At 63.2% G+C, this 26849-nt stretch carries 27 protein-coding genes; 15 read left to right on the forward strand and 12 right to left on the reverse strand.

Going from position 1 to position 26849, the window contains the following annotated elements; all coding sequences use genetic code 11:
* Window positions 1-21 precede the first annotated feature (21 nt).
* From ACSQ84_RS01870 to ACSQ84_RS01885, 4 genes are all read left to right on the forward strand, one after another.
* The gene (locus tag ACSQ84_RS01870) at window positions 22-990 is read left to right on the forward strand and encodes a Bug family tripartite tricarboxylate transporter substrate binding protein (RefSeq protein WP_436209948.1); all 969 of its coding nucleotides are present in this window, start codon (window positions 22-24) and stop codon (window positions 988-990) included.
* Entirely contained in the window at window positions 987-1481 is a 495-nt protein-coding gene (locus ACSQ84_RS01875) for a tripartite tricarboxylate transporter TctB family protein (protein WP_436209949.1), read from the forward strand. Before ACSQ84_RS01870 ends, ACSQ84_RS01875 begins: the two co-directional genes overlap by 4 nt.
* Window positions 1481-2980, forward strand: a complete 1500-nt coding sequence (locus ACSQ84_RS01880; protein WP_436209950.1) for a tripartite tricarboxylate transporter permease — start codon at window positions 1481-1483, stop codon at window positions 2978-2980. Before ACSQ84_RS01875 ends, ACSQ84_RS01880 begins: the two co-directional genes overlap by 1 nt.
* Window positions 2981-3065: 85 nt before the next feature.
* Window positions 3066-3428 (forward strand): DUF6665 family protein, encoded by a 363-nt coding sequence (locus ACSQ84_RS01885; protein WP_436209951.1) that lies wholly within the window; start codon window positions 3066-3068, stop codon window positions 3426-3428.
* 78 nt (window positions 3429-3506) lie between these two features.
* On the opposite strand, the gene ACSQ84_RS01890 is transcribed toward ACSQ84_RS01885, so the two are convergent.
* The 3 genes from ACSQ84_RS01890 to ACSQ84_RS01900 form a co-directional block, all read right to left on the reverse strand.
* Window positions 3507-3650 carry a hypothetical protein gene (locus ACSQ84_RS01890; RefSeq protein WP_436209952.1) on the reverse strand — a complete coding sequence of 48 codons (144 nt, stop codon included), beginning with the start codon at window positions 3648-3650 and terminating at the stop codon, window positions 3507-3509.
* A gap of 190 nt (window positions 3651-3840) precedes the next feature.
* On the reverse strand, window positions 3841-6090 hold the full coding sequence (locus ACSQ84_RS01895) for a molybdopterin cofactor-binding domain-containing protein (protein WP_436209953.1): 2250 nt from the start codon (window positions 6088-6090) through the stop codon (window positions 3841-3843).
* A 10-nt stretch (window positions 6091-6100) separates the two neighbouring features.
* The gene (locus ACSQ84_RS01900; protein WP_436209954.1) at window positions 6101-6571 is read right to left on the reverse strand and encodes a (2Fe-2S)-binding protein; all 471 of its coding nucleotides are present in this window, start codon (window positions 6569-6571) and stop codon (window positions 6101-6103) included.
* 201 nt (window positions 6572-6772) lie between these two features.
* On the opposite strand from ACSQ84_RS01900, the gene ACSQ84_RS01905 reads away from it, so the two are divergent.
* Complete coding sequence (locus ACSQ84_RS01905) at window positions 6773-7666, forward strand: LysR substrate-binding domain-containing protein (RefSeq protein WP_436209955.1); 894 nt, start codon at window positions 6773-6775, stop codon at window positions 7664-7666.
* A gap of 17 nt (window positions 7667-7683) precedes the next feature.
* Here the strand turns inward: ACSQ84_RS01905 and ACSQ84_RS01910 are convergent, their stop codons facing one another.
* From ACSQ84_RS01910 to ACSQ84_RS01920, 3 genes are all read right to left on the reverse strand, one after another.
* Window positions 7684-8271 (reverse strand): GNAT family N-acetyltransferase, encoded by a 588-nt coding sequence (locus tag ACSQ84_RS01910; RefSeq protein WP_436209956.1) that lies wholly within the window; start codon window positions 8269-8271, stop codon window positions 7684-7686.
* 148 nt (window positions 8272-8419) lie between these two features.
* Window positions 8420-9838 (reverse strand): APC family permease, encoded by a 1419-nt coding sequence (locus ACSQ84_RS01915; protein ID WP_436209957.1) that lies wholly within the window; start codon window positions 9836-9838, stop codon window positions 8420-8422.
* Between the two features lie 107 nt (window positions 9839-9945).
* A complete protein-coding gene (locus ACSQ84_RS01920; RefSeq protein ID WP_436209958.1) occupies window positions 9946-10179 on the reverse strand; it encodes a hypothetical protein in 234 nt (77 codons plus the stop codon).
* 27 nt (window positions 10180-10206) lie between these two features.
* Between ACSQ84_RS01920 and gcl the strand changes: the two genes are divergently transcribed.
* The 4 genes from gcl (at window position 10207) to ACSQ84_RS01940 (ending at window position 14226) form a co-directional block, all read left to right on the forward strand.
* The gene (gene gcl, locus ACSQ84_RS01925) at window positions 10207-12000 is read left to right on the forward strand and encodes a glyoxylate carboligase (protein ID WP_436209959.1); all 1794 of its coding nucleotides are present in this window, start codon (window positions 10207-10209) and stop codon (window positions 11998-12000) included.
* A gap of 14 nt (window positions 12001-12014) precedes the next feature.
* Window positions 12015-12800 carry a hydroxypyruvate isomerase gene (hyi, locus tag ACSQ84_RS01930; RefSeq protein ID WP_436209960.1) on the forward strand — a complete coding sequence of 262 codons (786 nt, stop codon included), beginning with the start codon at window positions 12015-12017 and terminating at the stop codon, window positions 12798-12800.
* A gap of 26 nt (window positions 12801-12826) precedes the next feature.
* On the forward strand, window positions 12827-13714 hold the full coding sequence (locus ACSQ84_RS01935; RefSeq protein WP_436209961.1) for a 2-hydroxy-3-oxopropionate reductase: 888 nt from the start codon (window positions 12827-12829) through the stop codon (window positions 13712-13714).
* Window positions 13715-13836: 122 nt separating this feature from the next.
* A complete protein-coding gene (locus ACSQ84_RS01940) occupies window positions 13837-14226 on the forward strand; it encodes a DUF1236 domain-containing protein (RefSeq protein WP_436209962.1) in 390 nt (129 codons plus the stop codon).
* Between the two features lie 43 nt (window positions 14227-14269).
* Here ACSQ84_RS01940 and ACSQ84_RS01945 read toward each other — a convergent pair whose 3' ends face one another.
* From ACSQ84_RS01945 to ACSQ84_RS01955, 3 genes are all read right to left on the reverse strand, one after another.
* Window positions 14270-14635 (reverse strand): VanZ family protein, encoded by a 366-nt coding sequence (locus ACSQ84_RS01945; protein WP_436209963.1) that lies wholly within the window; start codon window positions 14633-14635, stop codon window positions 14270-14272.
* Between the two features lie 79 nt (window positions 14636-14714).
* Window positions 14715-15320 carry a thiamine pyrophosphate-dependent enzyme gene (locus ACSQ84_RS01950; RefSeq protein ID WP_436209964.1) on the reverse strand — a complete coding sequence of 202 codons (606 nt, stop codon included), beginning with the start codon at window positions 15318-15320 and terminating at the stop codon, window positions 14715-14717.
* A gap of 8 nt (window positions 15321-15328) precedes the next feature.
* Window positions 15329-15886: a thiamine pyrophosphate-binding protein gene (locus ACSQ84_RS01955; RefSeq protein ID WP_436209965.1), complete on the reverse strand. Its 558-nt coding sequence runs from the start codon at window positions 15884-15886 to the stop codon at window positions 15329-15331.
* A gap of 374 nt (window positions 15887-16260) precedes the next feature.
* On the opposite strand from ACSQ84_RS01955, the gene ACSQ84_RS01960 reads away from it, so the two are divergent.
* Window positions 16261-17310 (forward strand): hydroxyacid dehydrogenase, encoded by a 1050-nt coding sequence (locus ACSQ84_RS01960; RefSeq protein WP_436209966.1) that lies wholly within the window; start codon window positions 16261-16263, stop codon window positions 17308-17310.
* 59 nt (window positions 17311-17369) lie between these two features.
* Window positions 17370-18206, forward strand: a complete 837-nt coding sequence (locus ACSQ84_RS01965) for an SDR family NAD(P)-dependent oxidoreductase (RefSeq protein ID WP_436209967.1) — start codon at window positions 17370-17372, stop codon at window positions 18204-18206.
* A 418-nt stretch (window positions 18207-18624) separates the two neighbouring features.
* On the opposite strand, the gene ACSQ84_RS01970 is transcribed toward ACSQ84_RS01965, so the two are convergent.
* The gene (locus ACSQ84_RS01970) at window positions 18625-19074 is read right to left on the reverse strand and encodes a cupin domain-containing protein (protein ID WP_436209968.1); all 450 of its coding nucleotides are present in this window, start codon (window positions 19072-19074) and stop codon (window positions 18625-18627) included.
* Window positions 19075-19216: 142 nt separating this feature from the next.
* Between ACSQ84_RS01970 and ACSQ84_RS01975 the strand changes: the two genes are divergently transcribed.
* The 4 genes from ACSQ84_RS01975 (at window position 19217) to ACSQ84_RS01990 (ending at window position 24802) form a co-directional block, all read left to right on the forward strand.
* Window positions 19217-19978, forward strand: coding sequence for an SDR family NAD(P)-dependent oxidoreductase (locus ACSQ84_RS01975; protein WP_436209969.1), 762 nt, complete (start codon window positions 19217-19219; stop codon window positions 19976-19978).
* A gap of 112 nt (window positions 19979-20090) precedes the next feature.
* Window positions 20091-20927, forward strand: a complete 837-nt coding sequence (locus tag ACSQ84_RS01980; RefSeq protein ID WP_436209970.1) for an enoyl-CoA hydratase family protein — start codon at window positions 20091-20093, stop codon at window positions 20925-20927.
* A 201-nt stretch (window positions 20928-21128) separates the two neighbouring features.
* Entirely contained in the window at window positions 21129-23480 is a 2352-nt protein-coding gene (locus ACSQ84_RS01985; protein ID WP_436209971.1) for a bifunctional salicylyl-CoA 5-hydroxylase/oxidoreductase, read from the forward strand.
* A gap of 77 nt (window positions 23481-23557) precedes the next feature.
* Complete coding sequence (locus ACSQ84_RS01990; RefSeq protein ID WP_436209972.1) at window positions 23558-24802, forward strand: flavin-dependent oxidoreductase; 1245 nt, start codon at window positions 23558-23560, stop codon at window positions 24800-24802.
* 175 nt (window positions 24803-24977) lie between these two features.
* Here ACSQ84_RS01990 and ACSQ84_RS01995 read toward each other — a convergent pair whose 3' ends face one another.
* Window positions 24978-25433: a cupin domain-containing protein gene (locus ACSQ84_RS01995; RefSeq protein ID WP_436211144.1), complete on the reverse strand. Its 456-nt coding sequence runs from the start codon at window positions 25431-25433 to the stop codon at window positions 24978-24980.
* Window positions 25434-25463: 30 nt separating this feature from the next.
* Complete coding sequence (locus tag ACSQ84_RS02000; RefSeq protein WP_436209973.1) at window positions 25464-26654, reverse strand: ABC transporter substrate-binding protein; 1191 nt, start codon at window positions 26652-26654, stop codon at window positions 25464-25466.
* Window positions 26655-26849 lie beyond the last annotated feature (195 nt).

The following is a 26849-nucleotide window of genomic DNA, read 5'->3' on the forward strand; positions in this document are numbered from 1 at the left end:
CATCAGCCTGGAGGAACTCCCATGATCCCGTTTCATACGCGCCTGATCGGCGCGGCGGTCGCGCTTACGCTCGCGGCAGGCAGCCCGGCGCTTGCGCAGCAGCTCGAACTCAAGCTGATGGCGCCGGCCGCACCCGGCGGCGGATGGGATCAGACCGCCCGCGCGATGCAGCAGGCGTTTGTCGCCGCCGGTATCGCGCGCAGCGTCCAGGTCACCAACGTTGCCGGTGCCGGGGGCAGCGTCGGCATCGCGCAATTCGTCAACGGCGCCAAGGGTGACGGTAACCAGATGATGGTGAACGGCTTCGTGATGGTCGGCGCGCTGGCCATGAACAAGTCGCCGGTCACGCTCGAACAGGTGACGCCGATTGCGCGCCTCACCGAGGAGATCCAGGTCATCGTCGTGCCGGCAAACTCGCCGATCAAGACGGCGCAGGATCTCGCCGCCGCTCTCAAGGCCGATATCGCCAAGGTCACCTTTGCCGGCGGCTCGGCCGGCGGTGTCGATCATGTGATGGCGGCGTTGTTCGCCGGCGCCATCGGCGCCGACGCCAAGAAGGTCAACTACATCCCGTTTTCCGGAGGCGGCGAGTCGCTGGCGGCCATCCTTGGCGGCAAGGTCACCGCTGGCATTTCAGGAATGAGCGAATATGACGGCCAGATCAAGTCAGGCAAACTGCGCGCACTCGGCGTGACCTCGGAAAAGCGCATCGCCGGCAGCGAAATCCCGACCTTCAAGGAACAGGGCATCGACCTCGTGCTGGCCAACTGGCGCGCGGTGGTCGCGCCTCCGGGCATTACGGCGGCACAGAAGAAGACCCTGAGTGATGCGGTGGAGAAGATGGTGAAGTCCGATGCGTGGAAGGACATTCTCAAGCAGAAGGGCTGGGATGACGCTTATCTTCCCGGCGATGCGTTCGAGGATTTCCTGAAAAAGGAAACGGTGCGCGTCACCGACGTGCTGAAGTCGGTCGGCCTCGTCAAATCATGACGCCGGAGCGCGCTTCCGGCGATCCTCCGGCGCCGCGGCGCGTCGATACCGCCGGCGTTGTCATTGCGCTGACGTTGGCGGCCCTTGCCGCAGTGCTGGTGTGGGATTCGAGGCAGCTGCAAACCACCACGATGTACGGCATGGGCCCCGAGGTGATGCCGGTCGTCATCGCCATCGGGCTCGGCCTTCTCGCGATCGGTAACCTCTTCGACGCGCTGCGCGGCAACCTGCCGGCGCGCGAGAGCGCCGATCCCAAAGCGGTGTGGCTCATTCTCGCCGGACTAGCGCTGCTGATCACCATCATCGGACTTGGCGGCGGCTTTATCCTGGCGACGTCAGCGCTGTTCGTCACCACGTCGACCGCCTTTGGCCGGCGCGCGGTTCTTGTCGATACCGCCATTGCGCTCGTCATGACCACGCTGATCTATCTCGCCTTCGATCGGCTGCTGACCTTGAGCCTTCCCGCCGGCCCTCTGGAAAGATTGCTGTAATGGAAACCTTCGCGGCGCTCGCGCATGGCATGGCGGTCGCCGTGCAGCCCATGAACCTGCTCTATGCGCTGGTCGGCGTGTTCCTCGGCACCGTGGTCGGCGTGTTGCCCGGCATCGGCCCCGCGCTCACGGTGGCGCTGCTGTTGCCGGTCACCTACAAGCTCGATCCCGGCGGCTCGCTGATCATGTTCGCCGGCATCTATTACGGCGGCATGTATGGCGGATCGACCACCGCCATTCTGATCAATACGCCCGGCGAGAGCGCATCGATGGCCACCGCGCTCGAAGGCAACAAGATGGCCAAGGCCGGCCGCGGCGGGCCTGCGCTGGCCACCGCCGCGATCGGCTCGTTCGTCGCCGGCACCATCGCCACCATTGGTCTGGCTTTTCTGGCGCCATGGCTGGTCGATTTCGCGGTGCGCTTTGGTCCGGAGGATTATTTCGCGCTGATGTGCGTCGCCTTCATCACGGTGTCGGCCACCTTCGGGGATTCGCCGATCCGCGGATTGACCAGCCTGTTCATCGGGCTGACGCTCGGGCTTGTTGGCATCGATAAGCTCACCGGCCAAGCGCGCCTTGCGTTCGGCATCCCCGAACTGTTCGACGGCGTCGAGGTGACGACGCTGGCCGTTGGCCTGTTCGCGGTGGGGGAGGCGCTCTACGTCGCATCGCGCCGCCATCACACCGAGGAGAAGATCGAGCCGATCCGCGGCTCGCTCTGGATGACGAAGTTGGACTGGCAGCGGTCGTGGAAGCCGTGGCTGCGCGGAACGATGTTCGGTTTTCCGATCGGCGCGCTTCCGGCCGGCGGCGCCGAGATTCCGACCTTCCTGTCCTACTCCACCGAAAAGCGGCTGACGAAGCATCCGGAAGAATTCGGCAAGGGCGCGATCGAAGGCGTCGCCGGGCCGGAGGCCGCCAACAACGCGTCCGCCGCCGGCACCCTCGTGCCGTTGCTGACGCTCGGACTTCCGACCTCGGCCACCGCCGCTATGATGCTGGCGGGCTTTCAGCAATACGGCCTCAATCCGGGACCGCTGTTGTTCGCGGAGCGGCCCGATCTGGTATGGGGCCTGATCGCCAGCCTGTTCATCGCCAACGTCATGCTGCTGGTTCTCAACCTGCCGCTGGTCGGCCTGTGGGTGAAGCTGCTGGCGATCCCGCAGCCGTGGCTTTATGCCGGCATTCTCGTGTTCGCGACCATGGGCACCATCGCCGCAAAACCGTCGGTGGTCGAACTGTCGATGCTGGCGGGCTTTGGCGTGATGGGCTTTTTGATGCGCCGGTTCGATTTTCCGATCGCGCCTGTCGTCGTCGGCCTGATCCTCGGACCGATCGCCGAGAGCCAGCTGCGCCGCGCACTGGCGATCAGCCTCGGCGATCCCATGGTGCTGCTGCAAAGCCCGATGTCGGCAACATTGCTCGCCATCGCGCTGATCGCGCTGCTGGCGCCGTTCGTGCTGAAGGGAATGGGGCGGTTCAAGGCGAACGAGGATTAGAAGCATAACGGCGTTTTGTCTTGAACAGCTCCGGGCTCGCCAATAAATAGGGATGGTTGGCAGACACCTTTCGGAGCGCGCCGGTATGGCGTTCAATTTACTTCAGTCCGGATTTGCTACTCTCCAATACGAGATCGCCGAGGAGCGGGCGTCGGCGCTGGCACGGCTCGGACATCGGCTCGAGACCGCGCTGGCGGCACTTGCCGAATGCCCGCGGACGGCCGGTTCCGATCGAAAAATCCGCGATCGTCTCGTCGAACAGGCAGGCTATGCGCTCTGGCTCTTTGTCGTGCAGCGCGAGGCCTGCGGTCTCAACAAGATCGACCACGTGATACAGGCGTACCGGGTGCCGAACGAGGTAGTTGCCCGCATGGGGCCATTGGCCGTGCCGAGCACCCATCCGAAGAAGGCCGCAGGCGTTGCAGAAACGCGGGCGCCATTGTTCTGAAACACGGCTGTCGCGGCGAGTCCTTAAGGCGAGCGCCGCAGAGCGGACTGTTGTTTCAATTCGCCCTGCGGATCGCGGTCATTTGAACTGGCTAAGGATCCACTTGATGAGTTGTTCCACCGGCGAAGGCTTTGGATACGGCAGCGAGCCGTTCTGGTTTGAAGTCATGCCTCCGAGCACGCCGGACAGTTGGTCGATGCTCAACTCTTGATCGTTATGCACGTGCTGATCTCCTTTCAAGCGGTGGACGCCTGATCCACCGTGCCGGGGAGGGTAGAACCGGTCCTCTCCTGAAGCCGTGATCCACGTCACGAACTTCGGGAGGATTTGACGGCCAATTGAATTTCAGAAAGAGCCATCCGTCGATCTGGACAGTCCTCGTATGCACGCAGTTCCTTCAGGCGTGCTTCGTCTAGCTCTTGTTTCCGATGTCGAAGGGCAACTGGCGCATCGGCTTGCCGGTCACCAGTGCAATGGCGTTGGCGAAGGCGGGTGCCAGCGGTGGCAGGCCGGGCTCGCCCATGCCGGTGGGTGGCTCGGCGCTGGGCACGATGTGGACATCGAACTCGGGCACGTTGGAGATGCGGGCGACCGTGAACTCGCCGAAATTGCCCTGCTCGACGACACCGTCCTTGAGCGTGATGGCCGAGCCCGGCAGGCACATCGACAAGCCCATGACCGCTGCACCCTGCAATTGGGCCTCCACGGTGCGCGGGTTCACGGCCAGATTGCAGTGAACGCCTGCGGTTACACGGTGCAGCACCGGACGGCCGTCCTGCACCGAGGCTTCCGCCACATAGGCCACGACAGTTTGAAACGACTCGTGCACCGCCACGCCAAAGGCGCGGCCGGCGGGCAGGCGCGTCTTGCCGTAGCCGCTCTTGTCCACCGCCATCTGCAGCGCGGCGCGGTGGCGCGGGTGTTTGTCGCCGAACAAATCCATTCGGTAGGCCACCGGGTCCTGGTTCGTGCTGCGCGCAATCTCGTCGATCAAGGTCTCCATCACGAAGGCGGTATGCGTGGAACCGACGCTGCGCCACCACAGCACTGGCACGTTGAGCTTGGGATGATGCACAGTCAGGCGCATCGGCAGCGGGTAGGGATCGCGCATGCCCTCGGTCGCTGTGCCGTCGATGCCGTCCTTGATCTGGAAACCGCCGAACACGGTGCCCGTCGTGATGGACTGGCCGACAATGACGTGGTCCCAGGCCAGCACCTTGCCGCGTTCGTCGAAGCCGATGCGCGCGCGGTGCAAATGCATCGGGCGGTAGTAGCCGCCCCGCATGTCGTCCTCACGGCTCCAGAGCGTGCGCACCGGTGCGTTCAGGCCGGCGGCGCGCGCAGCCTTCGCGATCTCGCAGGCCTCGACTACAAAGTCGCTGCTGCTCGAGAAACGCCGACCGAAGCCGCCGCCGGCCATCTGCACATGGACCGCCACTTGCTCGGGCTTGAGGCCGAGCACGCGGGCGACGGCGGCGGCGTCGAGACCGGGGCATTGGCTGCCAGTCCACAGCTCGGCACGCCCATCGGAAAGTTGAACGGTGCAGTTGAGCGGCTCCATTGCGGCGTGGGCGAGGTAGGGAAACACGAACTCTGCTTCCAGTCGCCGCGGCGCGGTGTCGAGCGGCGCCATGTCGGCATCGAACGTGCGGGGCCCGGGACGAACGGCCAGTTCGCGATACTGCGCGAGTTGCCGCTCGCTATCGACCTTCTCCACGGCTGAGGTGTCCCACTGTAGCTTGAGAGCTTCGCGGCCCTGCGTGGCCTGCCAATAGCCGTCGGCCACGACGGCAATACCTTCGGCGCCACCATCCAGCGGCACGCGCAGCACGGCTTTCACTCCCCTGACGGTGCGCGCCGCGCTGTCGTCCACCGAGGCAAGGCGCGCCCCGAACACCGGCGGACGGGCGACCACAGCCGTCAGCTGACCGGGCAGGTGAACGTCGATACCAAAATGCTGTTGTCCGCTGCTCTTGGCGCGCGCGTCGAGACGCGTCGTCGGGCGGCCAATAATGCGGAAGTCCTTCGGGTCCTTCAGCGTGACCTTCGCAGGTACCGGCTGAGCCATCGCGGCTTCCGCCAGTTCGCCGTAGCCCAGCTTGCGGCCATCCGGGCCCAGCACCGTGCCGGCTTGCGTGCGTAGGTTGGCCACGTCCATCTTCCAGCGCGCGGCGGCCGCGCCGAGCAACATCGCCCGCGCTCGCGCGCCGAGCTCGCGATACTGCGTAAAACTATTCTTGATCGAATTGGAACCGCCGGTGAGGTGAATGCCGAAGCTCGGGTCGATGTAAGCACCATCGTTCGAACCGTGCCGGCTGCGCACCAGGCTCCAGTCAGCGTCGAGTTCTTCAGCCAGGATCATTGGCAATGCGGTATGCACGCCCTGTCCGAACTCCAGCCGGTTGATCGTCACCGTCACTTCGCCATTGAAGGCGATCTGTACGAACGCCGACGGCTGTTCGGTCGGCTTCAGTGCGCTTGTCCCTTGGCCAGTAGCTTGCGCCATTACCAGGTGAGGAAAGGCGCCGAGCGCCAAGCCGCCGGCGCCGGCCAGTTTCAAGAAGCTGCGGCGCGGCAGCGCGACTGCTTCGTCGATTTGATCGAGCGCCATCAGGCGCTGCGCGGCACGCGGCAGATCGCGGTAGTCGATATTCGGCAACATGGCGGTTCCTTCAGGCAATCGTGCGGGCGGCGTCGGTCACGGCGGCGCGGATGCGGGCATAGGTACCGCAGCGGCAGATGTTGCCGTCCATGGCCTGGTCGATTTCAGCGGTTGTCGGCAGCTTGCCGCGGGGGTGTGATTTGAGGAACGCGATCGCGCTCATGATCTGCCCGCTCTGGCAGTAGCCGCACTGCGCCACGTCATGCTTCACCCATGCGGCATGCACGGCGGCGCCGATACGGTCGCTGCCATCGGTCGCGGCTTCAATCGTGGTGAGTTTTTTACCCTCGGCGTCTGAAATCGGCGTGATGCAGGAGCGAATGGCCTGGCCGTCCAGATGCACGGTGCAGGCGCCGCATTGGGCGGCGCCGCAGCCGAACTTCGTGCCAGTCAGCCCGACGACGTCGCGCAGCGCCCAAAGCAGGGGCATCGCGGGATCGGCGTCGATCACGGTCTCCCGGTTATTCACGCTAAGCTTCATCAGTCGGCTCCTTGCGGGCTGTTGAGGTGATGTCGAACTGGAATGATTTTGATGACCGAATGCCGACAGCCGACCTTGGGAAGGCCGCAACGGCCGCCGACTGGACTGGTCCGCTCAGGCGGCGTTGACGACGAGATAGCACTGGCCGTCGCTATCGATTAGCCGCTATAATTCACTAAGGCTTATGTATCCGGTGCATAAATGAAACGAGACGATCTATACGATCTTGCCGCGTTCGCGGTCGTCGCGGAGCAGGGCAGCTTTACCCGGGCGGCGGCCGAACTCGGCATGTCCCAGTCGGCATTGAGCCACGCCATGAAGTCCCTGGAGGAGCGCCTTGGTGTGCGGCTGCTGTCGCGCACCACGCGCTCGGTATCGACGACGGAAGCGGGCGAGACGATGCTTCGCTCGTTGCGGCCGGCACTGGAGGACATTGCCTCCGGGGTGGACGCGGTAGGCGCTCTGCGCGGCAAGCCGTCCGGCACCGTGCGCCTCACCGCGACCAGGCATGCGGTCTCGACGGTCGTGATGCCGGTGCTGCCGCGCTTCCTTGCATCGTATCCCGATATCCGGGTGGACATCCTCGTCGATGATAATTTGACCGATATCGTTGCGGAACGCATCGACGCCGGCATTCGCTTCGGCGACATCGTCGAAAAGGACATGATCGCGGTCCGCATTGGGCCTGATATCCGGATGGTCGTCGTCGGTGCGCCATCGTATTTCGCGAACCACAAGGTACCGCGAACGCCGCGCGAACTCGCGGGACATCGTTGCATCAACTACCGGCGCGTCCGGGCGGGTGGGCTTTACGCCTGGGATTTCGAGGACAAGGGGCGGCCATTCCAGGTTCGCGTCGACGGTCCGCTCTCATTCAACAATGGCGACTTGATCCGCGAGGCAGCCTTGGCCGGCCAGGGCCTCGCCTATGCCTACGACGACGATGTGGCCGCTGACGTCAAGGCCGGGCGGCTCAAGCGGATTCTGGAGAAGTGGTGCCCGGCCTTTCCCGGCTATTATCTCTATCACCCCAGCCGACGGCAGACGCCGCCGGCGCTTACTGCACTCATCGCAGCGCTGCGGTACAAATCATAGCGTCTTGCGCGGACCGTTCAGGGTCGCGGCCGCAGCATTGGCGTCAATACCGGTGAAGCGCCGCGTTGTATCTTGCCGATAATCTTGAAGCCGTGGCGTTCGTACAGGGAAATGTTGCGCGGGTTCGAACTTTCGAGGTAGGCCGCGATGCCCTGCTCGTCGCAGCGTCGAAGCGCGTGTTTCATCAGCAACGCGCCGAGCCCTTGCCCGATCCACTTCGGATCGGCGGCGATCAGGGGCAGGTACCAATGCGGCTCGTGGGGGTGATATTCGGCCATGCCCTTCATCACCGCGCCAACATCCTCGGCGATCTCCGGGCGCAGGGTTTCCTCCATGATTGCGCCCATCTCCGCTTCGTCGGGCGCGACGCCTGGCGGCAGCCACAGGGCGGCGGCGCGAGCCCCCTCGGTGATGTCGGCTGTGCCATGCTCGAATGCGCCGCCGCCAAAGGCTTTGACGAATCGAGGCATCACTTTGAGATATTCGGACGAGTCAGGCCAAACCCAGCGCGTCATCGGGTCGGCCGCAAAACCGAGCACGATGGTGCTGATCGCGCTTGCCTGCATGCTTGCGTCTGCGGATTTCACTTCCGGCACCGCCGACATCGGGTGTTCCTCGTTTTGATTTGGCCGCTGTCAGTATAGGCAAGTCAATGCTTTCCTTCCAGCCTTCGCCCGCGGGTCCGGTTCAAAGCCGTCGGGATTCGTCCGGCGGCATTGGCCGGATCCACAAATCGTTGACCGTGATCGCGGCCTAGTTGACGGGCCCGCTGCGACCCAGATCTGCCACATCCGGTTCCGCTGGCTGCACGCCGGTCGCGCGGTTGACCATGATCGTGACCATCCAGAGAACGACGCCGACCGCGAGCAGGACGCCGGCGACGCGGTACTGCACCGGGTCACGGCCGGTCCAGGGGCCGGTCAGAAAGGCACAGAACACGGCGCCCAGGATCGGCAGAATAGTCGGCGTGCGAAAATGCTTATGATCGACACGGTCGCGCCGAAGCACCAGCACCGCAACATTGACTACCGTGAACACGCACAACAACAGCAGCGCCGTGGTGCCGCCGAGTGCCGGCACCTCGCCGACAAAGGTAATCAGACCGAATGCCAGCAGCGTTGTGAAGCCAATGGCGACATAAGGCGTGCGTCGCGTCTCGTGCACCTTGCCGAGGGTGGTTGGAAGCACGTGCTCGCGGCTCATGCCGTATACGAGCCGGCTGGCCATCAGCATGTTGATGAGCGCGCTGTTGGCCACGGCAAACATGGTGATGAAGCCGAAGATCCAGAGCGGAAAATTAGGCGCGCCTTTTTGAACAACTTGCAGAAGGGGGGTCTCGCCTTCGCCCAACTGCTCCGGGGCCACCAGCGTAATCGCCGAAATCGAGACCAGAACATAGATGGCGCCGGTAATCGCAAGGCCCGCCAGCAGCACCTTGGGAAAGTGACGGGTCGGATCCTTGCACTCCTCGGCCATGTTGACCGAATCCTCAAAGCCCACCATGGCAAAGAAGGCGAGCGTGGTCGCTGCGATCACTGGCCAGAACATGCCGCCGTCGGGGCTCGCGCGAAACTGCATGACGCGCGAAACATCGCCTTGTCCGAGGCCGATTGCCCAAAGGCCGATGACGATGATGATCAGCAGTCCGGTCAGTTCGACGCAGGTGAGCACCACATTGGCTTTCACACTTTCGCCGACGCCGCGGAAATTGATCGCGGCAACGACGGCCATGAAAGCGAGGCCCGTGACGGTGATGCCAAAGCCGGTGAGACCGAGCCCCATCGCATTCGACATGTTCGCGGCGAACGCCCGGGAAGCCGTCGATGCCGAGGTGATCCCCGAGCACATGACCGCAAACGCAACGATGAACGTGATGAAATGGATGCCGAAGGCTTTATGGGTATAGAGGGCGGCGCCCGCCGCTTTCGGATATTTCGTGACCAACTCGAGATAGCTGAATGCGGTCACCAGCGCGACGACGAAGGCGACCACGAACGGCAGCCAGACCACCCCGCCGACCTGCTTCGCGACCTGGCCTGTGAGCGCATAGATCCCGGTGCCGAGGATATCGCCGACGATGAACAGCAGCAGCAGCCAGGGTCCCATGACTCTTTGTAGGCTGGGCTCGATGCTGCTCGACTGGGCTCCGGCGTTGACGGTGACATCGGCCATCGGACGTCCTTTCCACTCTCGGTTGCGCCGGTGCAGTGTATCGGCAGATGGAGTTACCTGCAAACCTCGGGCGCACCGTGCCGCGGGAACGCGACGCTGTTCTCTCGTCATTGCGAGCGAAGCGAAGCAACCCATCCTGCCGCGCAAAGAAAAGGCGGACTGCTTCGTCGCCAAGCTCCCAGCGCAAACGCCTCGCGTTTGTCGCAGGCAATGACGACTGTCTCGTTCCATCGCGCATCTCGCCCAACCGCCTGATCCTTCGGGCTTTTCTCCATCCATTCCACATTGCGGGAAACAAATTCAACTTCGTTGAGATCGCACGCCGTTGCCGCGATCATCACGGCTGGGAAACTTCAGCGAGGTGCAAAATGGCGAAGATGCGCGCAATCGATGCCGCGGTACGTATCCTCGAAAAAGAGGGCGTCGTCACCGCATTCGGGGTTCCCGGTGCGGCGATCAACCCGCTTTATTCCGCGCTGAAGCGGCGCGGTTCGATCAGCCACATCCTGGCGCGGCATGTCGAAGGCGCGTCCCACATGGCTGAGGGCTACACCCGTGCGAAAGCGGGCAATATCGGTGTCTGCATCGGCACCTCGGGTCCGGCCGGCACCGACATGATCACCGGGCTTTATTCCGCCATCGCGGATTCGATTCCGATCCTCTGCATCACCGGGCAGGCGCCGCGCGCGCGGCTCTACAAGGAAGACTTCCAGGCGGTCGATATTGAATCGATCGCCAAACCCGTGACCAAATGGGCGGTCACCGTGCGCGAACCGGCACTGGTGCCGCGCGTGTTCAGCCAGGCGTTTCACATCATGCGCTCGGGCCGTCCCGGGCCTGTCCTGATCGACCTGCCGCTCGACGTGCAACTCGCCGAGATCGAATTCGACGATGAGACCTATGAGCCGCTGCCGGTCTACAAGCCTGCGGCAACACGCAAGCAGATCGAAAAGGCGCTCGCCATGCTCAACGCTGCCGAGCGGCCGCTGATCGTCGCGGGCGGCGGCGTCATCAACGCCGATGCCAGCGAGTTGCTCGTCGCGTTTGCGGAAGCTGTCAACGTGCCCGTGGTGCCGACGCTGATGGGGTGGGGCGCCATTCCCGATGACCACGTGCTGATGGCGGGCATGGTCGGGCTGCAAACCAGCCACCGTTACGGCAACGCGACCATGCTGCAATCGGACTTCGTGCTCGGGATCGGCAACCGCTGGGCCAACCGCCACACCGGCTCGATCGAGACCTACACCAAGGGCCGCACATTCGTGCATGTCGATATCGAGCCGACACAAATCGGCCGCGTCTTCAATCCGGATTTCGGCATCGTCTCCGACGCCAAGGCGGCGCTGGAATTGTTCGTCACGGTCGCAAGAGAGTGGCGCAAAGCCGGCAAGCTCAGGGAGCGTCAGGCATGGCCGGCCGCGTGCCAGGACCGCAAGCGCACCATGCTGCGCAAGAGCCGCTTCGACGACATCCCGATCAAGCCGCAGCGCGTCTATGAGGAGATGAGCCGGGCGTTCGGCCGCGATACCTGCTACGTCAGCGTGATCGGCCTGTCGCAGATCGCCGGCGCGCAGTTCCTCAGCGTCTATCATCCGCGCAACTGGATCAATGCCGGGCAGGCTGGTCCGCTCGGCTGGACATTGCCAGCTGCGCTTGGCGTGCGCGCCGCCGATCCGACCCGCGAGATCGTGGCGCTCTCGGGCGACTATGACTTCCAGTTCCTGATCGAGGAGCTTGCGGTCGGCGCCCAGTTCAAGCTGCCGTACATCCACGTCGTCGTGAACAATTCCTATCTCGGGTTGATCCGCCAGGCGCAGCGCGGCTTCGAGATGGATTATCAGGTGCAGCTGTCGTTTGAGAACATCAACGCGCCGGAACTCGGCGTCTACGGCGTCGATCACGTTGCGGTCGCGCAAGGCCTCGGCTGCAAGGCGATCCGCGTCACCGATCCGCACGACGCCCAGGCGGCGTTCGCGACCGCGCGCGAATGGATGGCGGAACACAGGGTGCCTGTCGTGGTCGAGTTCATCCTCGAGCGCGTCACCAACATCTCGATGGGCACCGAGATCGACAACATCGTCGAGTTCGAGGAAGTGCTCGACCTGCCGCTGGACGATGCACCGGCGAAGTCGAGCACGCCTGGCACATTGTTGCCGGCCTAAGGGGGATATCGACGATGCCGAAATTTGCCGCCAATCTCACCATGCTGTTCGGCGAGCAGCCGTTTCTCGATCGTTTTGCGGCGGCCAAGGCCGCCGGCTTCGGTGGTGTCGAGTATCTGTTCCCGTATGATTTCGATAAGGCCGAGCTCAGCGAACAATTGCAGCAGCACGGGTTGACGCAAGTGCTGCATAACCTGCCCGCCGGCAATTGGGCGGCCGGCGAGCGCGGCATCGCGATCTTTCCTGACCGGATCGAGGAATTCCGCGACGGCGTCGCGCGCGCCATCGATTACGCCAAGGCGCTGGATTGCCATCAGCTCAATTGCCTGGTCGGTATCGCACCCGATGGGGCCGATGCGCGCGAACTGAACGAAGTGCTGATCGGCAATCTGCGTTTTGCCGCGGACGCGTTAGGAAAAGAGCGGATCAGGCTTTTGATCGAACCGATCAACACAACGGACATCCCCGGTTTTTTCTTGAGCCGAACGGCGCAGGCGCTGCAGCTCATCGCCGACGTGCGATCGGGTAATCTGTTCGTGCAGTACGACATCTACCACATGCAGGTGATGGAGGGCGACATCGCGCGAAGCCTGCAGAAGCATCTGCCGCGGATCGCCCATGTCCAGCTCGCCGACAATCCCGGCCGCAACGAGCCCGGCACCGGTGAAATCAATTATCCCTTCCTGTTCCGGCATCTCGACGCGATCGGCTATCGCGGCTGGGTCGGATGCGAGTACAAGCCGAGGACGACAACCGTCGACGGCCTCGGATGGCACGCGGCCCTGACGCTCGATACCTGATTGGTCAATAACAAGGGAAAATCCAAATGATTGATATCGGCTTCATCGGCCTCGGCACCATGGGGCGCCCGATGGCACGGCATCTCCAGACCGCCGGCCATCGCCTGTACCTGCACGACGTCGCGTCGATCGCGCCGGAGCTCGTCACAGAAGGCGGCGTGGCCTGCAAATCGGGCCGGGAGGTCGCGGAGAAATCCGACGCCGTCATCATCATGGTGCCGGATACGCCGCATGTCGAAGCGGTGTTGTTCAGCGAAGGCGGTGTCGCGCAGGGGATTTCGAAAGGCAAGATCGTGGTCGACATGAGTTCGATCTCGCCGCTTGCAACAAAGGAGTTCGCGAAAAGGATCGAGGCGCTCGGCGCCGATTATCTCGATGCCCCGGTTTCCGGCGGCGAGGTCGGCGCCAAGGCGGCGAGCCTCACAATAATGGTCGGCGGACCGGAGCGCGCGTTCAACACCATGAAGCCGGTGTTCGACAAGATGGGCAAGAACGTCACGCTGGTCGGCGGCAATGGCGATGGTCAGACCACCAAGGTCGCGAACCAGATCATCGTGGCGCTGACGATCGAGGCGGTCGGCGAGGCCTTGCTGTTTGCGTCACGCGCCGGTGCCGATCCCGCATTGGTACGGCAGGCGCTGATGGGCGGCTTTGCCTCGTCGCGGATTCTCGAAGTGCATGGCGAGCGCATGATCAAACGGAATTTCGATCCCGGTTTCCGCATCGAACTGCATCAGAAGGATCTCAATCTCGCGCTGGAAGGCGCGCGTTCGCTCGGCATTTCCTTGCCGAGCACGGCGCTGGCCCAGCAATTGTTCAGCTCCTGTACCGCCCATGGCGGCAAGGCGTGGGATCATTCCGGCATGGTGCGCGCGCTGGAACTGTTGGCCAACCATGAGATTGCAAAGGCTTGATCGAACGCGGAACCGCTGAGGAACTTGACCTGTGGAACGGCGGCTTTTAGCGGCGAAAGGAACCGGAACATCCGATGCCTCCGATGGTTGAAACACACCATTTCAATGCACTGGAGGACATGATGAAAAATCGTTTTGCTGTTTCGCTGATTGCCGCTTCGCTGCTGACTTCGGGCGCGGCGTTTGCTCAATCCACCACTGTCCAGGGTGCACAGGAGGGCGCGCGAACGGGTGGCGCCGTCGGCGGTCCGGTCGGCGAGGTCGTTGGCGGCACCGTGGGTGCGGCGGTAGGCCTTGGATTGGAAATTCCGAATGCCGTGATCACGTCGATTCAGGCCGAGCGTGCGCCGTCAGTCGTGGTGCGCGAGCGTGTCGTCGTGGGCGAACCGCTGCCGCCGACGGTCAAGTTGCGCACGGTGCCGCGCTACACCGAATATCGCTACGCGGTGGTCAATGATCGCCGGGTGATCGTGGAGCCGCGCACGCGCAGAGTGATCAAGATCATCGACTAAGCGTCAATCTCCGCGGGAGCAATCCTCCCGCGGGGAGTTTCTGTCAGGACGCGCCGGCGCTCGATCGCTGCGTTCGCCTGACGATCACGTCGCATACCGCCGCGGCGGCGAGGCCAACGCAGGCCGCGAGCGCGTCGACCAGAAAATCCTCCAGGCGGGCATGCCGTCCCGGCGCCCAGAATTGCAGTATCTCGATTAGGCCCGTCAGGCCGACGGCAATGGCCGCCGTAAACAACCGGCTTTTCGTGTAGGCCAGGCCGAAGGCGAGCCCGATCAGGACAAAGGCCAGCGCATGCTCCCCGTCCTGTCCAAGGCCATGGGCATGCGGCCGGTATCCCGGCGGTCCCAGCGTGGCGAAGGCAACGGCAGCAGCAAGACACCAGGCAAAGAGCTTGAGAACGATTGACATGCCCTGGGGGATAGCATGTCTTGGGATGCAAATATTGCACCTGCGAACACTTGCCGCGCCGCTTGGTTAATGCCCAATTTTAGAGCGGTTCCCGCACCCCCAGCCCGTGCATGAAGCGTTCCCGGATCTGCACGGGATCCCGTCGGGTGGTGCCGACGCCGGGCTTGTCGTCGATCCGCACGCCGATCAGTGTCGGTCCCGCAGCCGACATGGATTGATCGATCAGGCGCTCGAAGTCATCCTCGTCCGCCGCCCAGGCGCTGTTGCCGAGGCCGCTGGCAATGGCGATGGCGACGATGTCGGCCACTGCCGCGCCCGGCGTCGGTTGCGAGCCGGTGATCTGGTAGATGCCGTTGTCCATCACCACCATGGTGAGATTGTTCGGCGCCAGCGTTGCGATCGTCGACAGCGCGCCCAGCTGCATCAAGAGCGAACCGTCGCCTTCGAGCGCGAAGATGCGGCGCTTGGGTTGCGCCAGCGCTACGCCGAGCGCGATCGGGAAGGCGAGGCCCATGCTGCCGAGCATGTAAAAGTTCTGCGGGCGATGGCCGGCGGCCCACAGGTCGAAATTGGTGTTGCCGATGCCGCCGACCACGGCTTCCTCGTTCTTCAGCTTGGCGATCAGCCGCGAGGTGAGATCGAACCGGTTCATGACCTTGGTGTTGCGGGCAGCGGTGCTGTTCATGAGATCGCTCACTTGTCGAAGGTCTTGCCGCCGGTCAACAGCGGCGAGAGGATCAGCGCCACCGGCGCCTGCGTGGTGACGGCCTGCTTGATCGAGCGGTCGCAGATGAACTCGAACTCGTCGAGCCGGGTCACGGTATGATGCTCCATCGCCAGCGAATCCAGCACCGGCCGCATGGTGCGGCACACCAGTGATTGGCCGTAGTTGAACTCGCCGAGCGTGCCGCGTTCGGACACGAACATGATCAGCGGGATCTGGTAGGGGATCGCCAGCGAGGCCAGCACGTTGGCGAGCGTCGCAAAGCCCGAGGTCTGCATCAGCACCGCGCCGCGCCGCCCGCCCATCCAGGCGCCGGAGACGATGCCGACCGCCTCTTCTTCGCGCGCGGTCGGAAAGGTCGTGAAAAACGGATCGGCATGCAGGTTCTTGATCAGCGTCGTCAGGACGCGGTCGGGCACATAGGGCACCAGGCTGATGTCGTTGCGCTTGAGCGATTGCAGCAAGATGCCGTGCCAGCTTTTCTCCTGCGCGATCCCGGGCGAGTGTTTTTCCTCCGCTACCGCCATCTCTGTCTTCTCCCCTGAACTCGCAACAATTCTTCATTCGCGACATGGTGCTGACCGCATGCCGACTGCGCCGAAACTTGACGCCGCGGGCGGGATTGTCAACATGCCTCATCATTACAGTGATCTGCAGATTTGGCGATGGCTTCAACGCGCCAGCATGGGACAATGTGAGATAACGAGAACATTGGGAGGGTGGTCATGGGAGTTCGGTTCCGGCTGGCTGCGGCTGGAGTATTGATGCTCGCCGCGACCGGCGCTGCTTCCGCCGGCAATTGTTTCAGACCTGGACGCCTGATAAAGCGACGCAGCAGCGCATCCTCGTCACCAATCCCGCAAATCTCTATGGCTTCCCGAACTGAAAGTTGCACAACAAGATGACCGTCAACAACAAGCGCGTGTTCTACGTCAAATATCTCGCCCACGAGATCTACACCGAGATCCTCAAGGCCCGCCCCGACGTGCGGCTCGATCGGCTGGAGAACGAAAGCCCCGATACCGTCGCGGCGCCGATCCTGTCGGCGGCGCATGCCTATCAGATCGGCGCGGCGCGCGATGAACTCGCGCCGCACTTCCATGTCGATCAGGACCTGTTGAAGCGGGCGCCGAATCTCTTGATCGTTTCCAGCAACGGCGCGGGCTTCGACCCTGTCGATGTCGACGCCTGCACCGCGGCGGGCGTGCTGGTGGTCAACCAGTCCGGCGGCAACGCCAATTCGGTAGCCGAACACGCACTCGGCATGCTGCTGACCTTGTCGAAGCGCATACTTGAATCCGACCGCGCGCTGCGGCGTGAGGCCAATGTCAATCGCAATGCGTTGATCGGCAACGAAGCCCAGGGCAAGACCATCGGCATTGTCGGGATTGGCCATGTCGGCCGTCGCATCGCCGAGCTCTGCAAGGGCCTGCTGCACATGAAGGTGATCGCCTACGATCCCTATCTCACGGCAGAAGAAATCGCCGCACGGGGCGCCGAGAAGGTTGAACTCGACGATTTGATGCGGCGCTCGGATTTCGTGTCGATCTCGTGCCCGCTCACCAAGGACAACCGTCGCATGATCGGCGCAAGGCAGTTCGCGCTGATGCAGCCGCACGCGTTCTTCATCACCACCGCACGCGGCTTCATTCACGACGAGGCCGCGTTGTATGATGCGCTGCGCGACAAGCGTATCGCCGGTGCCGGGCTCGACGTCTGGGACAAGGAGCCGCCGCCGCCGGAACATCCGCTGCTGCAGTTCGACAATGTGCTGGCGAGCCCGCACACCGCCGGCGTCACCAGGGAAGCCCGCGTCAACATGGGCAGGATCGCCGCCGAGCAAATTCTCGATGCGCTTGACGGCAAGCGGCCGCCGCGCATTGTTAATCCCGAGGTCTGGCCGGCCTACGCCAAGCGCTTCGAACAGGCGTTCGGGTATTCGCCGAAATAGACGTCGATTTTGGGCGAAGGCCGGACCGCGCTGCTCTGAGATCGACGTGAGGAAAGCGAATGACCGACAAGCCACGTTACGTCCGCCAGCGGAGTGCGGAGTCCGAAGGTCAGGCGCCGGGACGCGGACGGCTCCAGGGGCGCCGGATCCTGGTCGTCGGCGGCGGGCAGCGGACCTTCGATGCCGCTACCGATCCGGTTGGCAACGGCAGGGCGATGTCGATGCTGTTTGCGCGCGAAGGCGCGCACGTCGCGGTCGCGGATATTCATCGTGCGAGCGCGGATGACACGGTCACTCGCATTGCGGGCGAAGGCGGTCGGGCCTTTTCGATCGAGGCTGACATTGCGCGTGAAGCCGATGTCGTCAGGATGATCGATGAGGCGATCGATGGCCTCGGTGGTCTCGATGGCATGGTGCTCAATGTCGGCATCGGGGTCGGAGCACTCGGTCTCGACGGCGTCGACCTCAAGGAATGGAACGACACGTTTGCGGTCAATCTGACGGGTCCCATGCTCTGCTGCCGCAAGGCGCTGAAGCACATCGCCGACGGCGCATCGATCGTCTTCATTTCGTCGATCGCAGGCCTGCGGTCCGGCTCGCGATTGATTGCCTATGACACGTCGAAAGCGGCGCTTGGCGGCCTGATGCGCAACGTCGCCAAGGAGGGCGCGCGGCGCGGCATTCGCGCCAACATCATTTGCCCCGGGCTGGTCGACACGCCGCTCGGCCGCCACACCAGCGCCGGCCGGCCATCGCGAAGTGCGGCCGGTGCTCCGTTCGGCCGGATGGCGACAGGATGGGAGATCGCCTACGCCGCGCTGTTTTTCATGTCCGACGAGAGCGTTTACGTGAATGCGCAGACCCTGGCGGTCGACAGCGGCATCACGGGGCTATGAACCCAAAAAGGGGGGAGAAGATTTCCCCCGCGGCGGGCTCGATCACGGCAATAAATCCACTGCCAATTGGCCTCCAGACGAAGCGCACATTGCTATTTTCCTAAGTATCTCGACTAGTTAGCCCGTTGCGACCATTTTCCGTGGTGCGCCTGATTTGTGGAACGACCGTTCCGCCGGCGCCGATGGAAGATGAAGTGATGCGACAGGTACGTACATTTCTGCGCAACGCGCCGTCCCGGATCGGACGCCGCCTGGCCCAGATCGTCGCGATCGCCGCCGCCAGCCTGCCGGCTGCCGGGGCGTAGGCAGTCCATTTTCAACTGAAAGCCTGGATGCTTCGTCGCGCGAATTAGCTTCGCCGACATGACCCTGCCTGTGCTGCCTTGTGCCCGCGCGCAGCTAAAGTTTGCGCAGAATTCTAGTCGTTAGCTTCCGGCGGCAGAAAATTCACTTCATGCTCGGCCGAGATGCGCACGATTTCGGTGACATCGCTTAGATTGTGCAGCTGGTTGAACAGCGCTTCCAGCTTCTGAGTCGGTGAAACCCAGAACAGCGCGCGCGCAGGTCTGTCCGACTTGTTGAAATAGCCGTGCGGGATGCCGCGCGGTAGCCGCACCAGATCGCCGGCCTTGGCCTGCACGCAGACCCCGTCAAGCTTGAGATCCAGCGTGCCGTCTTGCACGAGGATGAATTCGTGCTGGGTCGGATGGATGTGAACCGGCACGAACTGGCCGGGATCGCTGTTGGTTTCGAACGCAAAGGTCGAGTCCGTCACGGCCTTGGGGAAATACACCTGTCCGAGGATGTTCCAGGTCTTGCCGGAATATCCAGTGCCGTTCCGCGTGATGCCTTTTTCGAGCGCCGCCATGTTGTTGACCCCTGTGTAGCTGTCGCGATGACGCTATCCTCAAGCTGTTCCCTGTCAAGCGCATCCGGCCGGGCGCGCTGCGTTCCTTGCAAAAGCTTGAAGTTTAAAATAAGTGTGGGGCTCAGTTCCGGGAGGCCGACCGATGTCCAAACCGTTGCATTCCCAGCATGCGCTCGTTACCGGCGGCGGACGGGGCATCGGCCGTGCGGTGGCTGCGGCACTGTCCGAAGCTGGCGCTGTCGTCACCGTGCTCGGCCGCAATCGGGCGACGCTGGATGAAGCCATCGCATCGGGTGCTGCGCAATTCGCTGCTACTGCCGATGTCGCCGACGCGGCTTCCGTCAAGGCGGCCATCGCGGAGGCCGCCGCGCGGCAGCCCATCGACATTATGGTCGCCAATGCTGGCGCGGCCGAATCTGCGCCGTTCGGCCGCTCCGATGCGGCGTTGTTCCAGCGCATGATGGACGTCAATTTCATGGGTGTGGTACACGCCACGCAGGCCGTCTTGCCCGGAATGCTGGAGCGCCGCCGGGGGCGGGTGGTTGCGATCGCTTCGACCGCAGGCCTGAAGGGCTACGCCTATGTGAGCGCCTATAGTGCGGCGAAGCATGCGGTGATCGGCCTCGTCCGTTCGCTGGCGCTGGAAACCGCCAAGAGCGGCGTTACCGTGAACGCCGTGTGCCCCGGCTTCACCGAGACCGATCTGCTCGAAGGCTCGATCGACAACATCATCAAGAAGACCGGCCGCAGCCGGGAGCAGGCGATCGCCGAACTATCGAAGCACAATCCGCAGGGCCGCCTTGTTGCGCCGTCGGAAGTTGCCGATGCCGTGCTGTGGCTGTGCGGCGCGGGAGCCGGCGCCATTACGGGCCAGGCGGTCGCGGTGGCGGGCGGCGAGGTTTGAAATTGAACTCGTCATTGCGAGCGCAGCGAAGCAATCCATCTCGCCGCAAAGGAAGAATGGATTGCTTCGTCGCTTCGCTCCTCGCAATGACGAATAATAAAAGGAAAATCCCATGAGCAGACCCGCCAATCCCGTCACGCTGCCGCTGGCGGAATATTCGCCGAAGCATTTTCTGCTTGATGTCGATGGCAAGGTCGCCACCGTGACGCTGAACCGTCCGGAGCGAAAGAATCCGCTGACTTTCGACAGTTATCGCGAGCTGACGGATTTCTTCCGTGCCTGTGCGATGGATGACGAGGTCAAGACCATCGTGGTATCAGGCGCCGGCGGGAACTTCTCCTCCGGCGGCGACGTCTTCGAGATCATCGGCCCGCTGGTGCAGATGGACACCAAGGGCCTCACGGCGTTCACGCGGATGACCGGCGATCTTGTCAAGGCGATGCGCGCCTGTCCGCAGCCGATCGTCGCCGCCGTCGATGGCATCTGCGCCGGTGCCGGCGCGATCATCGCGATGGCCTCGGACATGCGTCTGGCGACATCAGGCGCCAAGGTCGCGTTCCTCTTCAACAAGGTCGGTCTTTCCGGCTGCGACATGGGCGCCTGTGCGATCCTGCCGCGCATCATCGGTCAGTCACGGGCGTCGGAACTGCTCTATACCGGCCGCTTCATGACCGCTGACGAGGGCGAGCGCTGGGGCTTCTTCAGTCGTATCGTGGCACCCGACCAGGTGCTGACGCAGGCGCAAGCGCTGGCGAAACAGGTTTCGGAAGGGCCGACCTACGCCAACACCATGACCAAGCGCATGCTGGCGATGGAATGGGCGATGTCGGTGGAGGAGGCGATCGAGGCGGAAGCAGTGGCGCAAGCGCTCTGCATGACGACCGAGGATTTTGCCCGGGCGTTCGAGGCGTTTTCCAACAAGCGGACGCCGGTGTTCCAAGGGGATTGAGGTAGGCTTCTTCCCCTCATGGTGAGGAGGCGCGTCAACGCCGTCTCGAACCATGGAGGCCCGCGGCCCATCCTTCGAGACGCGGCCAAGAGGCCGCTCCTCAGGATGAGGTCGGCAGATGTTGCGAGGGGGCCTTGCGGGAAAATTGCTTTAGGTTTAAAGTAATTTTCGATGACCCGGCAGCTTGCTTCGGAGGCGCTGATGAAGGTGGCGATAATCGGCGGCGGACCGGCCGGGCTCTATGCCGCGATCCTCTTGAAGAAGCAGCGGCCGCAGGCCGAGATCACGGTTTACGAGCGCAACCGCGCCGACGACACGTTCGGCTTCGGCGTGGTGTTTTCGGACGCGACGCTGGACAATTTCGAAAAATACGACCCGCCGAGCTACCGCCGCATCACCCAGGAATTCGCTTATTGGGACGACATTGCCGTGCATTTCCGCGGCACGGTGCATCGGGTCGGCGGCAACGGCTTTTGCGGCTGTTCGCGCCGCATGCTGCTGCTGATCCTGCAGGAGCGTGCCCGCGAACTCGGGGTCACGCTGCTGTTCGAAACCGACGTCGACGACGAGGAATGTTTCGCCGATGCCGACCTGATCGTGCTGGCCGACGGCATCAACAGCCGCTTCCGCGACAAATACATCGAGCATTTCCGCCCCGAAGTCGACTTACGCTCCAACAAGTTCGCCTGGATGGGCTCGACCCGGCCGCTCGATGCCTTCACCTTCATCTTCCAGGAGACGGAGTGGGGCCCGTTCATCGCCCACGCCTATCAATACGAAGTCGGCCGGTCGACCTGGATCTTCGAGACCGATGCCGAGACGTTTGCGCGCGCTAGCCTTGAAGGCCTGAGTGAAGCGCAATCCGCCGATCGCATGGCGGAGATTTTTGGCTGGTTCCTCGGCGAGCACAAGCTGCTGACCAACCGGTCGATGTGGCGCAATTTCCCGATGATCCGCAGCGAGCGCTGGGTCAAGGACAACATGGTCCTGCTCGGCGACGCCAAGGCGACCGCCCATTTCTCGATCGGCTCCGGCACCAAGCTTGCGATGGAAGACGCCATCGCGCTTGCGGAAGCGATGGCGCACGCGCCGACCGTCGATGCCGCCTTGCAGACCTACGAGCGGGGCCGGCGCGAGGAGGTCGAGAAGACCCAGCATGCCGCCGACGTCTCGCTGGTCTGGTTCGAACATGTCGACCGTTTCTGGGATTTCGATCCCGTGCAGTTCGCCTTCGGCGTCATGACCCGCGCCAAGGCGATCACCTACGATAATCTCACGCTGCGCGCGCCCGATTTTGTGGGCGAGGTCGACAAGGCGTTTGCGAAGACCGTCCGCGCGAGGGGGTTTGACGTCGATATCGAAAAACCCGTCGCGCCGATGTTCCAGCCATTTAAATTGCGCGAGATGGCAGTGGCCAATCGCGCGGTAGTGTCGCCGATGTGCATGTACTCGGCGAAGGAGGGCGTGCCCGGCGATTTCCATCTGGTGCATTACGGCTCGCGCGCGATCGGCGGTGCCGGCTTGATTTTTACCGAGATGACCTGCGTTGGCCGTGACGCGCGGATCACGCCGGGCTGCACCGGGCTGTGGAACGACGCGCAGCAGGCCGCATGGACGCGAATCGTCGATTTCGTCCACGCCAATTCGGCGGCCAAGATTTGCTTGCAGCTCGGCCATGCCGGCCGCAAGGGCGCCACCAAGCTGATGTGGGAGGGCATGGACCGGCCGCTGGAGCAGGGCGGTTGGGACACGCTGTCGGCTTCTCCAATTCCTTATTTCCCCGATAGCCAGGTGCCGCGGGAGATGGATCGCGCCGCGATGGATCGCGTCAAGGCCGAATTCGTCGCCTCCGCGCTCCGTGGCGACGCCTGCGGGTTCGACCTGCTGGAGCTGCACTGCGCGCACGGTTATCTGCTCGCGAGTTTCATCTCGCCGCTGACCAACACCCGCACTGATGAATATGGCGGCACGTTCGAAAACCGGTTGCGCTATCCGCTCGAGATATTCGAGGCGATGCGCGCGGCGTGGCCCGCGCACAAGCCGATGTCGGTGCGCATCTCCGCCACCGACTGGGCCGAGGGCGGCGTCACCGGCGACGATGCCGTGGCGATTGCGCGCGCGTTCGGCGAGGCCGGCGTCGATCTCGTCGACGTCTCCACCGGACAGACCGTGCGCGATGCACAGCCGATCTACGGCCGCATGTTCCAGACGCCATTCTCCGAGCAGGTCCGCAACGAGGCAAGGGTTGCGACGATGTGCGTGGGGAACATCACGACAGCAGATCAGGTCAACACCATCCTCGCCGCCGGCCGCGCCGATCTGGTGGCGCTGGGCCGGCCGCATCTGGTTGATCCTTCCTTCACCATGCGCGCGGCGGCTTGGTACGGCGCCTCGGATATCGCCTGCCCGCCGCAATATCTCCCCGGAAAAGAGCAGATTTTCCGCAACTCTGTCCGCGACCGGCAGGATTTCGATGATCTCAAAATTAAGGGTAAGCCGAAAACCCGCGCCGAGCTCAAGGCCGAGGCGACAAAGCCGCTTGCAGCCGAATAGGCAGGATGGCACGCTCTGTCGCTCTCCGCCCCGCTCTTGCGGGGAGAGGGAGAGACAGTTGAGTGGAGTTTGAGCGGATGAAAGCGATCATCGTCGGAGGCGGCATCGGCGGCCTCACCACCGCGCTGATGCTGCGCGCCCGTGGCATCGATTGCGAATTGTTCGAGCAGTCCGACAGCATTCGCGAACTCGGCGTCGGCATCAACACGCTGCCGCATGCGATCCGCGAACTTGCCGGCCTCGGGCTATTGGATCGATTGGATGCGGCGGCTGTTCGTACCGATGAGCTGTACTATCTGAACCGACACGGCCAGGAAGTCTGGCGCGAGCCGCGCGGCCTCGGTGCCGGTCATGACGTGCCGCAATTCTCGGTTCACCGCGGCCGCCTCCAGAGCGTCATTCATCGCGCGGTCGAGGAACGTCTGGGCGCGGAGGCGATCCACACCGGTTGCCGGCTCGGCGCGTTCGCGCAGCACGAAGGCGGCGTGATCGCCCATTTCTTCGACCGTACCGGCGCGCATATCAAGACCGCGCGCGGTGATGTCCTGATCGGGGCCGACGGCATTCATTCGCGCGTGCGCGAGATGCTGTTTCCGGACGAGGGGCCGCCGTGCTGGAACGGACTGATGTTGTGGCGCGGCGCACGCGACTGGCCGATGTTCTTGACCGGTAGTTCGATGATCGTGGCCGGTGGGTTGAATGCAAAAGTCGTCGTCTATCCGATCGCGGAGGGATCGAGCCCCGCCAACCGGCTGACCAATTGGGCCGTGATGGTGCGGGTCGGCGAAGGCAATGCGCCGCCACCGCGTCGCGAGGACTGGTCGCGGCAGGGCAAGCGCGAAGAACTGATGCCGCATGTGGCGCGGTTCTCGGTGCCGCATGTCGACGTCCGCACGCTGATCTCGGCGACGCCGGAGTTTTATGAATACCCCTGCTGCGACCGCGATCCCTTGCCGTACTGGACCTGGGGCCGGGTAACGCTGCTCGGCGACGCCGCGCATCCGATGTATCCGGTCGGCTCCAACGGCGCCTCGCAGGCGATCCTCGATGCACGGGCGCTTGCGGATTCGCTGGCCCATGCCGAACATCCGCGCCAGGCGCTGCTGGCTTATGAGCAGAAGCGACTGCCAATGACGGCGGAGATCGTGCGCGCGAACCGCCGCGGCGGCCCCGAAGGCGTGATCGACGCGGTCGAACAACTGGCGCCCGATGGTTTTAGGGATATCGAGAAGGTGCTGAGCTACAGCCAGCGCGAAGCGATCGTGCGCGGTTATGCATCCAAGGCGGGCTTTGCGGCGCCGTCGCTTGCGGCGGTGCGGTAGGGGCCGCCAGGGCATCGAAGCCCGATCGCAACAATGAATATCCTCATCCCCGCGTGAGCGTAAGCTCATCGCTGGAGGAGGCCGCGAAGCGGTCGTCTCGAAGGATGGCCACACGCGGGCCTCGTGGTTCGAGACGGCGCGAAGACGCGCCTCCTCACCATGAGGGTCGAGAACCTCACGCCCCCAGAGGCGGCGGCAGGAAGTGCACGTTGTACTCGGCGGCCAGCGCGACGACGGCGTCGGGCGTCTGCTCTTTCATGTTGTGAATGTTCCAGAACAGATCGTAGAGCCGGCGCGTCGGCGAGACCCAGAACAGCACCTTTGAAGTCCGGCCGGACTTGTTGAAAATGCCGTGCGGCTTGCCCATTGGCAGCCGCACCAGATCGCCCGACGAGGCCTGCGTCTCGGCGCCGTCGAGGAAGAAGTCGAGCTTGCCTTCCAGGATATAGAGATACTCATCCTGGTCCGGATGGATGTGCGGCGGCACGAAGGTGTCGGGCGGGAAGGTCGCATGCCATGAGAAGGAATGCTCGGTGACACTCTTCGGCACATAGGTCTGGCCGAGGATGTTCCAGGAGATTCCCTGGATGCCCTCATTGGCGCGGGTGATCCCGGCGATTTCGGTTTTCATCATGTTGTTTCCTTCCAGCATTTTCACCGCTTATTTTGTCGGAGTGCAGTCCTTGGCGTAGCGGTCGCCGTAATTCGAAAAGACCTTCTCGACGATCTCGGTCTGAAATTTACCATCCGGGCGCTTTGCCACTTTGGTCAGATAGAAGTTCTGGATCGGATAGCCGTTGACGTTGAACTTGAAGTCGCCGCGCAACGAGGTGAAGTCGGCCTTTTTCAGCGCCGCCGACACCGCGTCCTTGTTGGAAAGATCGCCCTTGGTCGCCTTGACGGCGCTGTCGATCAGCAGGGCGGCATCATAGGCCTGGAAGGCGTAGGTGCCGGGCACGATGTTGTAAGCGGCCTCATAGCCGGCGACGAACTTCTTATTCTGCGGATTGTCGAGATTGGGTGCCCAGTTCGAGCCGCCGAACATGCCTACAGCGGCATCCTGCTGCGCCGGCAGCGTCGATTCGTCGACGGTGAAGGCGGACAGAACGGGGATGCGGTCGGCGAGGCCGGCCTGGCGGTATTGCTTGACAAGCCCGACACCGAGGCCGCCCGGCATGAAGGTGAAGAGCGCGTCGGGCTTGGCGGACGAGATCTTGGTGAGCTCCACCTGGAAATCGGAGGTGTTCAGCGGCAAATAGCTTTCCTCGACGATCTCGCCCTTGTAGTCGATCTTGAATCCGGCGGCGGAATCCTTGCCGGCCTGATAGTTCGGTACCAGCACATAGACGCGCTTGTAGCCGCGGTCCTGCGCAACCTTGCCGAGGATCTGATGGACCTGATCGTTCTGGTAGGAAGTAACGTAGAAGAACGGGCTGCACTCCTTGCCGGCATAGGTCGACGTACCCGCGTTCGGGCTGATCAAAAACGTCTTGTTGTCGATGACCGGCTTGTGAATGGCCTGAAGGATGTTGGAGAAGATCGGTCCGACGACGAAATCGACCTTTTCGCGTTCCAGCAGTCCCTTGACCTTGGTCACGGCGGCGTCAGGCTTCAGTTCGTCGTCGACCACGACGAGTTCGACATCCTTGCCGCCCATCTTGCCGCCGAGATCCTTGACCGCGAGCGCAAAACCGTCACGGACCTGCCGGCCGAGGGCTGCCGGAGGGCCGGACAGCGTCACGATCACGCCGATCTTGATCTTCTCCTGCGCCGTGGCTTGTCCTGCGGCGACACTCAGCAAGACCGCAAGCAAGGTCAATTTAAGTCCCGCCAACTTCAACGGCTGCATCATCACTAACTCCTTCATTCGGCGAGCGCCGAAACCACCCCAGTCAAATTCTCGGTATCCAGCTTATTCCGAGGACAACGTCTGCGGCAAGCAACAAGGCCGCCCATAAGAACCTATGCAAGCTGCGCGCCAAATGCTTGAACCCTAAAGAAATCTGGGCAATGATGCCAAGCTGCGGTCCGTTCGGATTCGCGCATT

Origin of the sequence: Bradyrhizobium sp. LjRoot220, assembly GCF_964252915.1 — a bacterium.
In the GTDB taxonomy this organism is placed as follows: Bacteria; Pseudomonadota; Alphaproteobacteria; order Rhizobiales; family Xanthobacteraceae; genus Bradyrhizobium.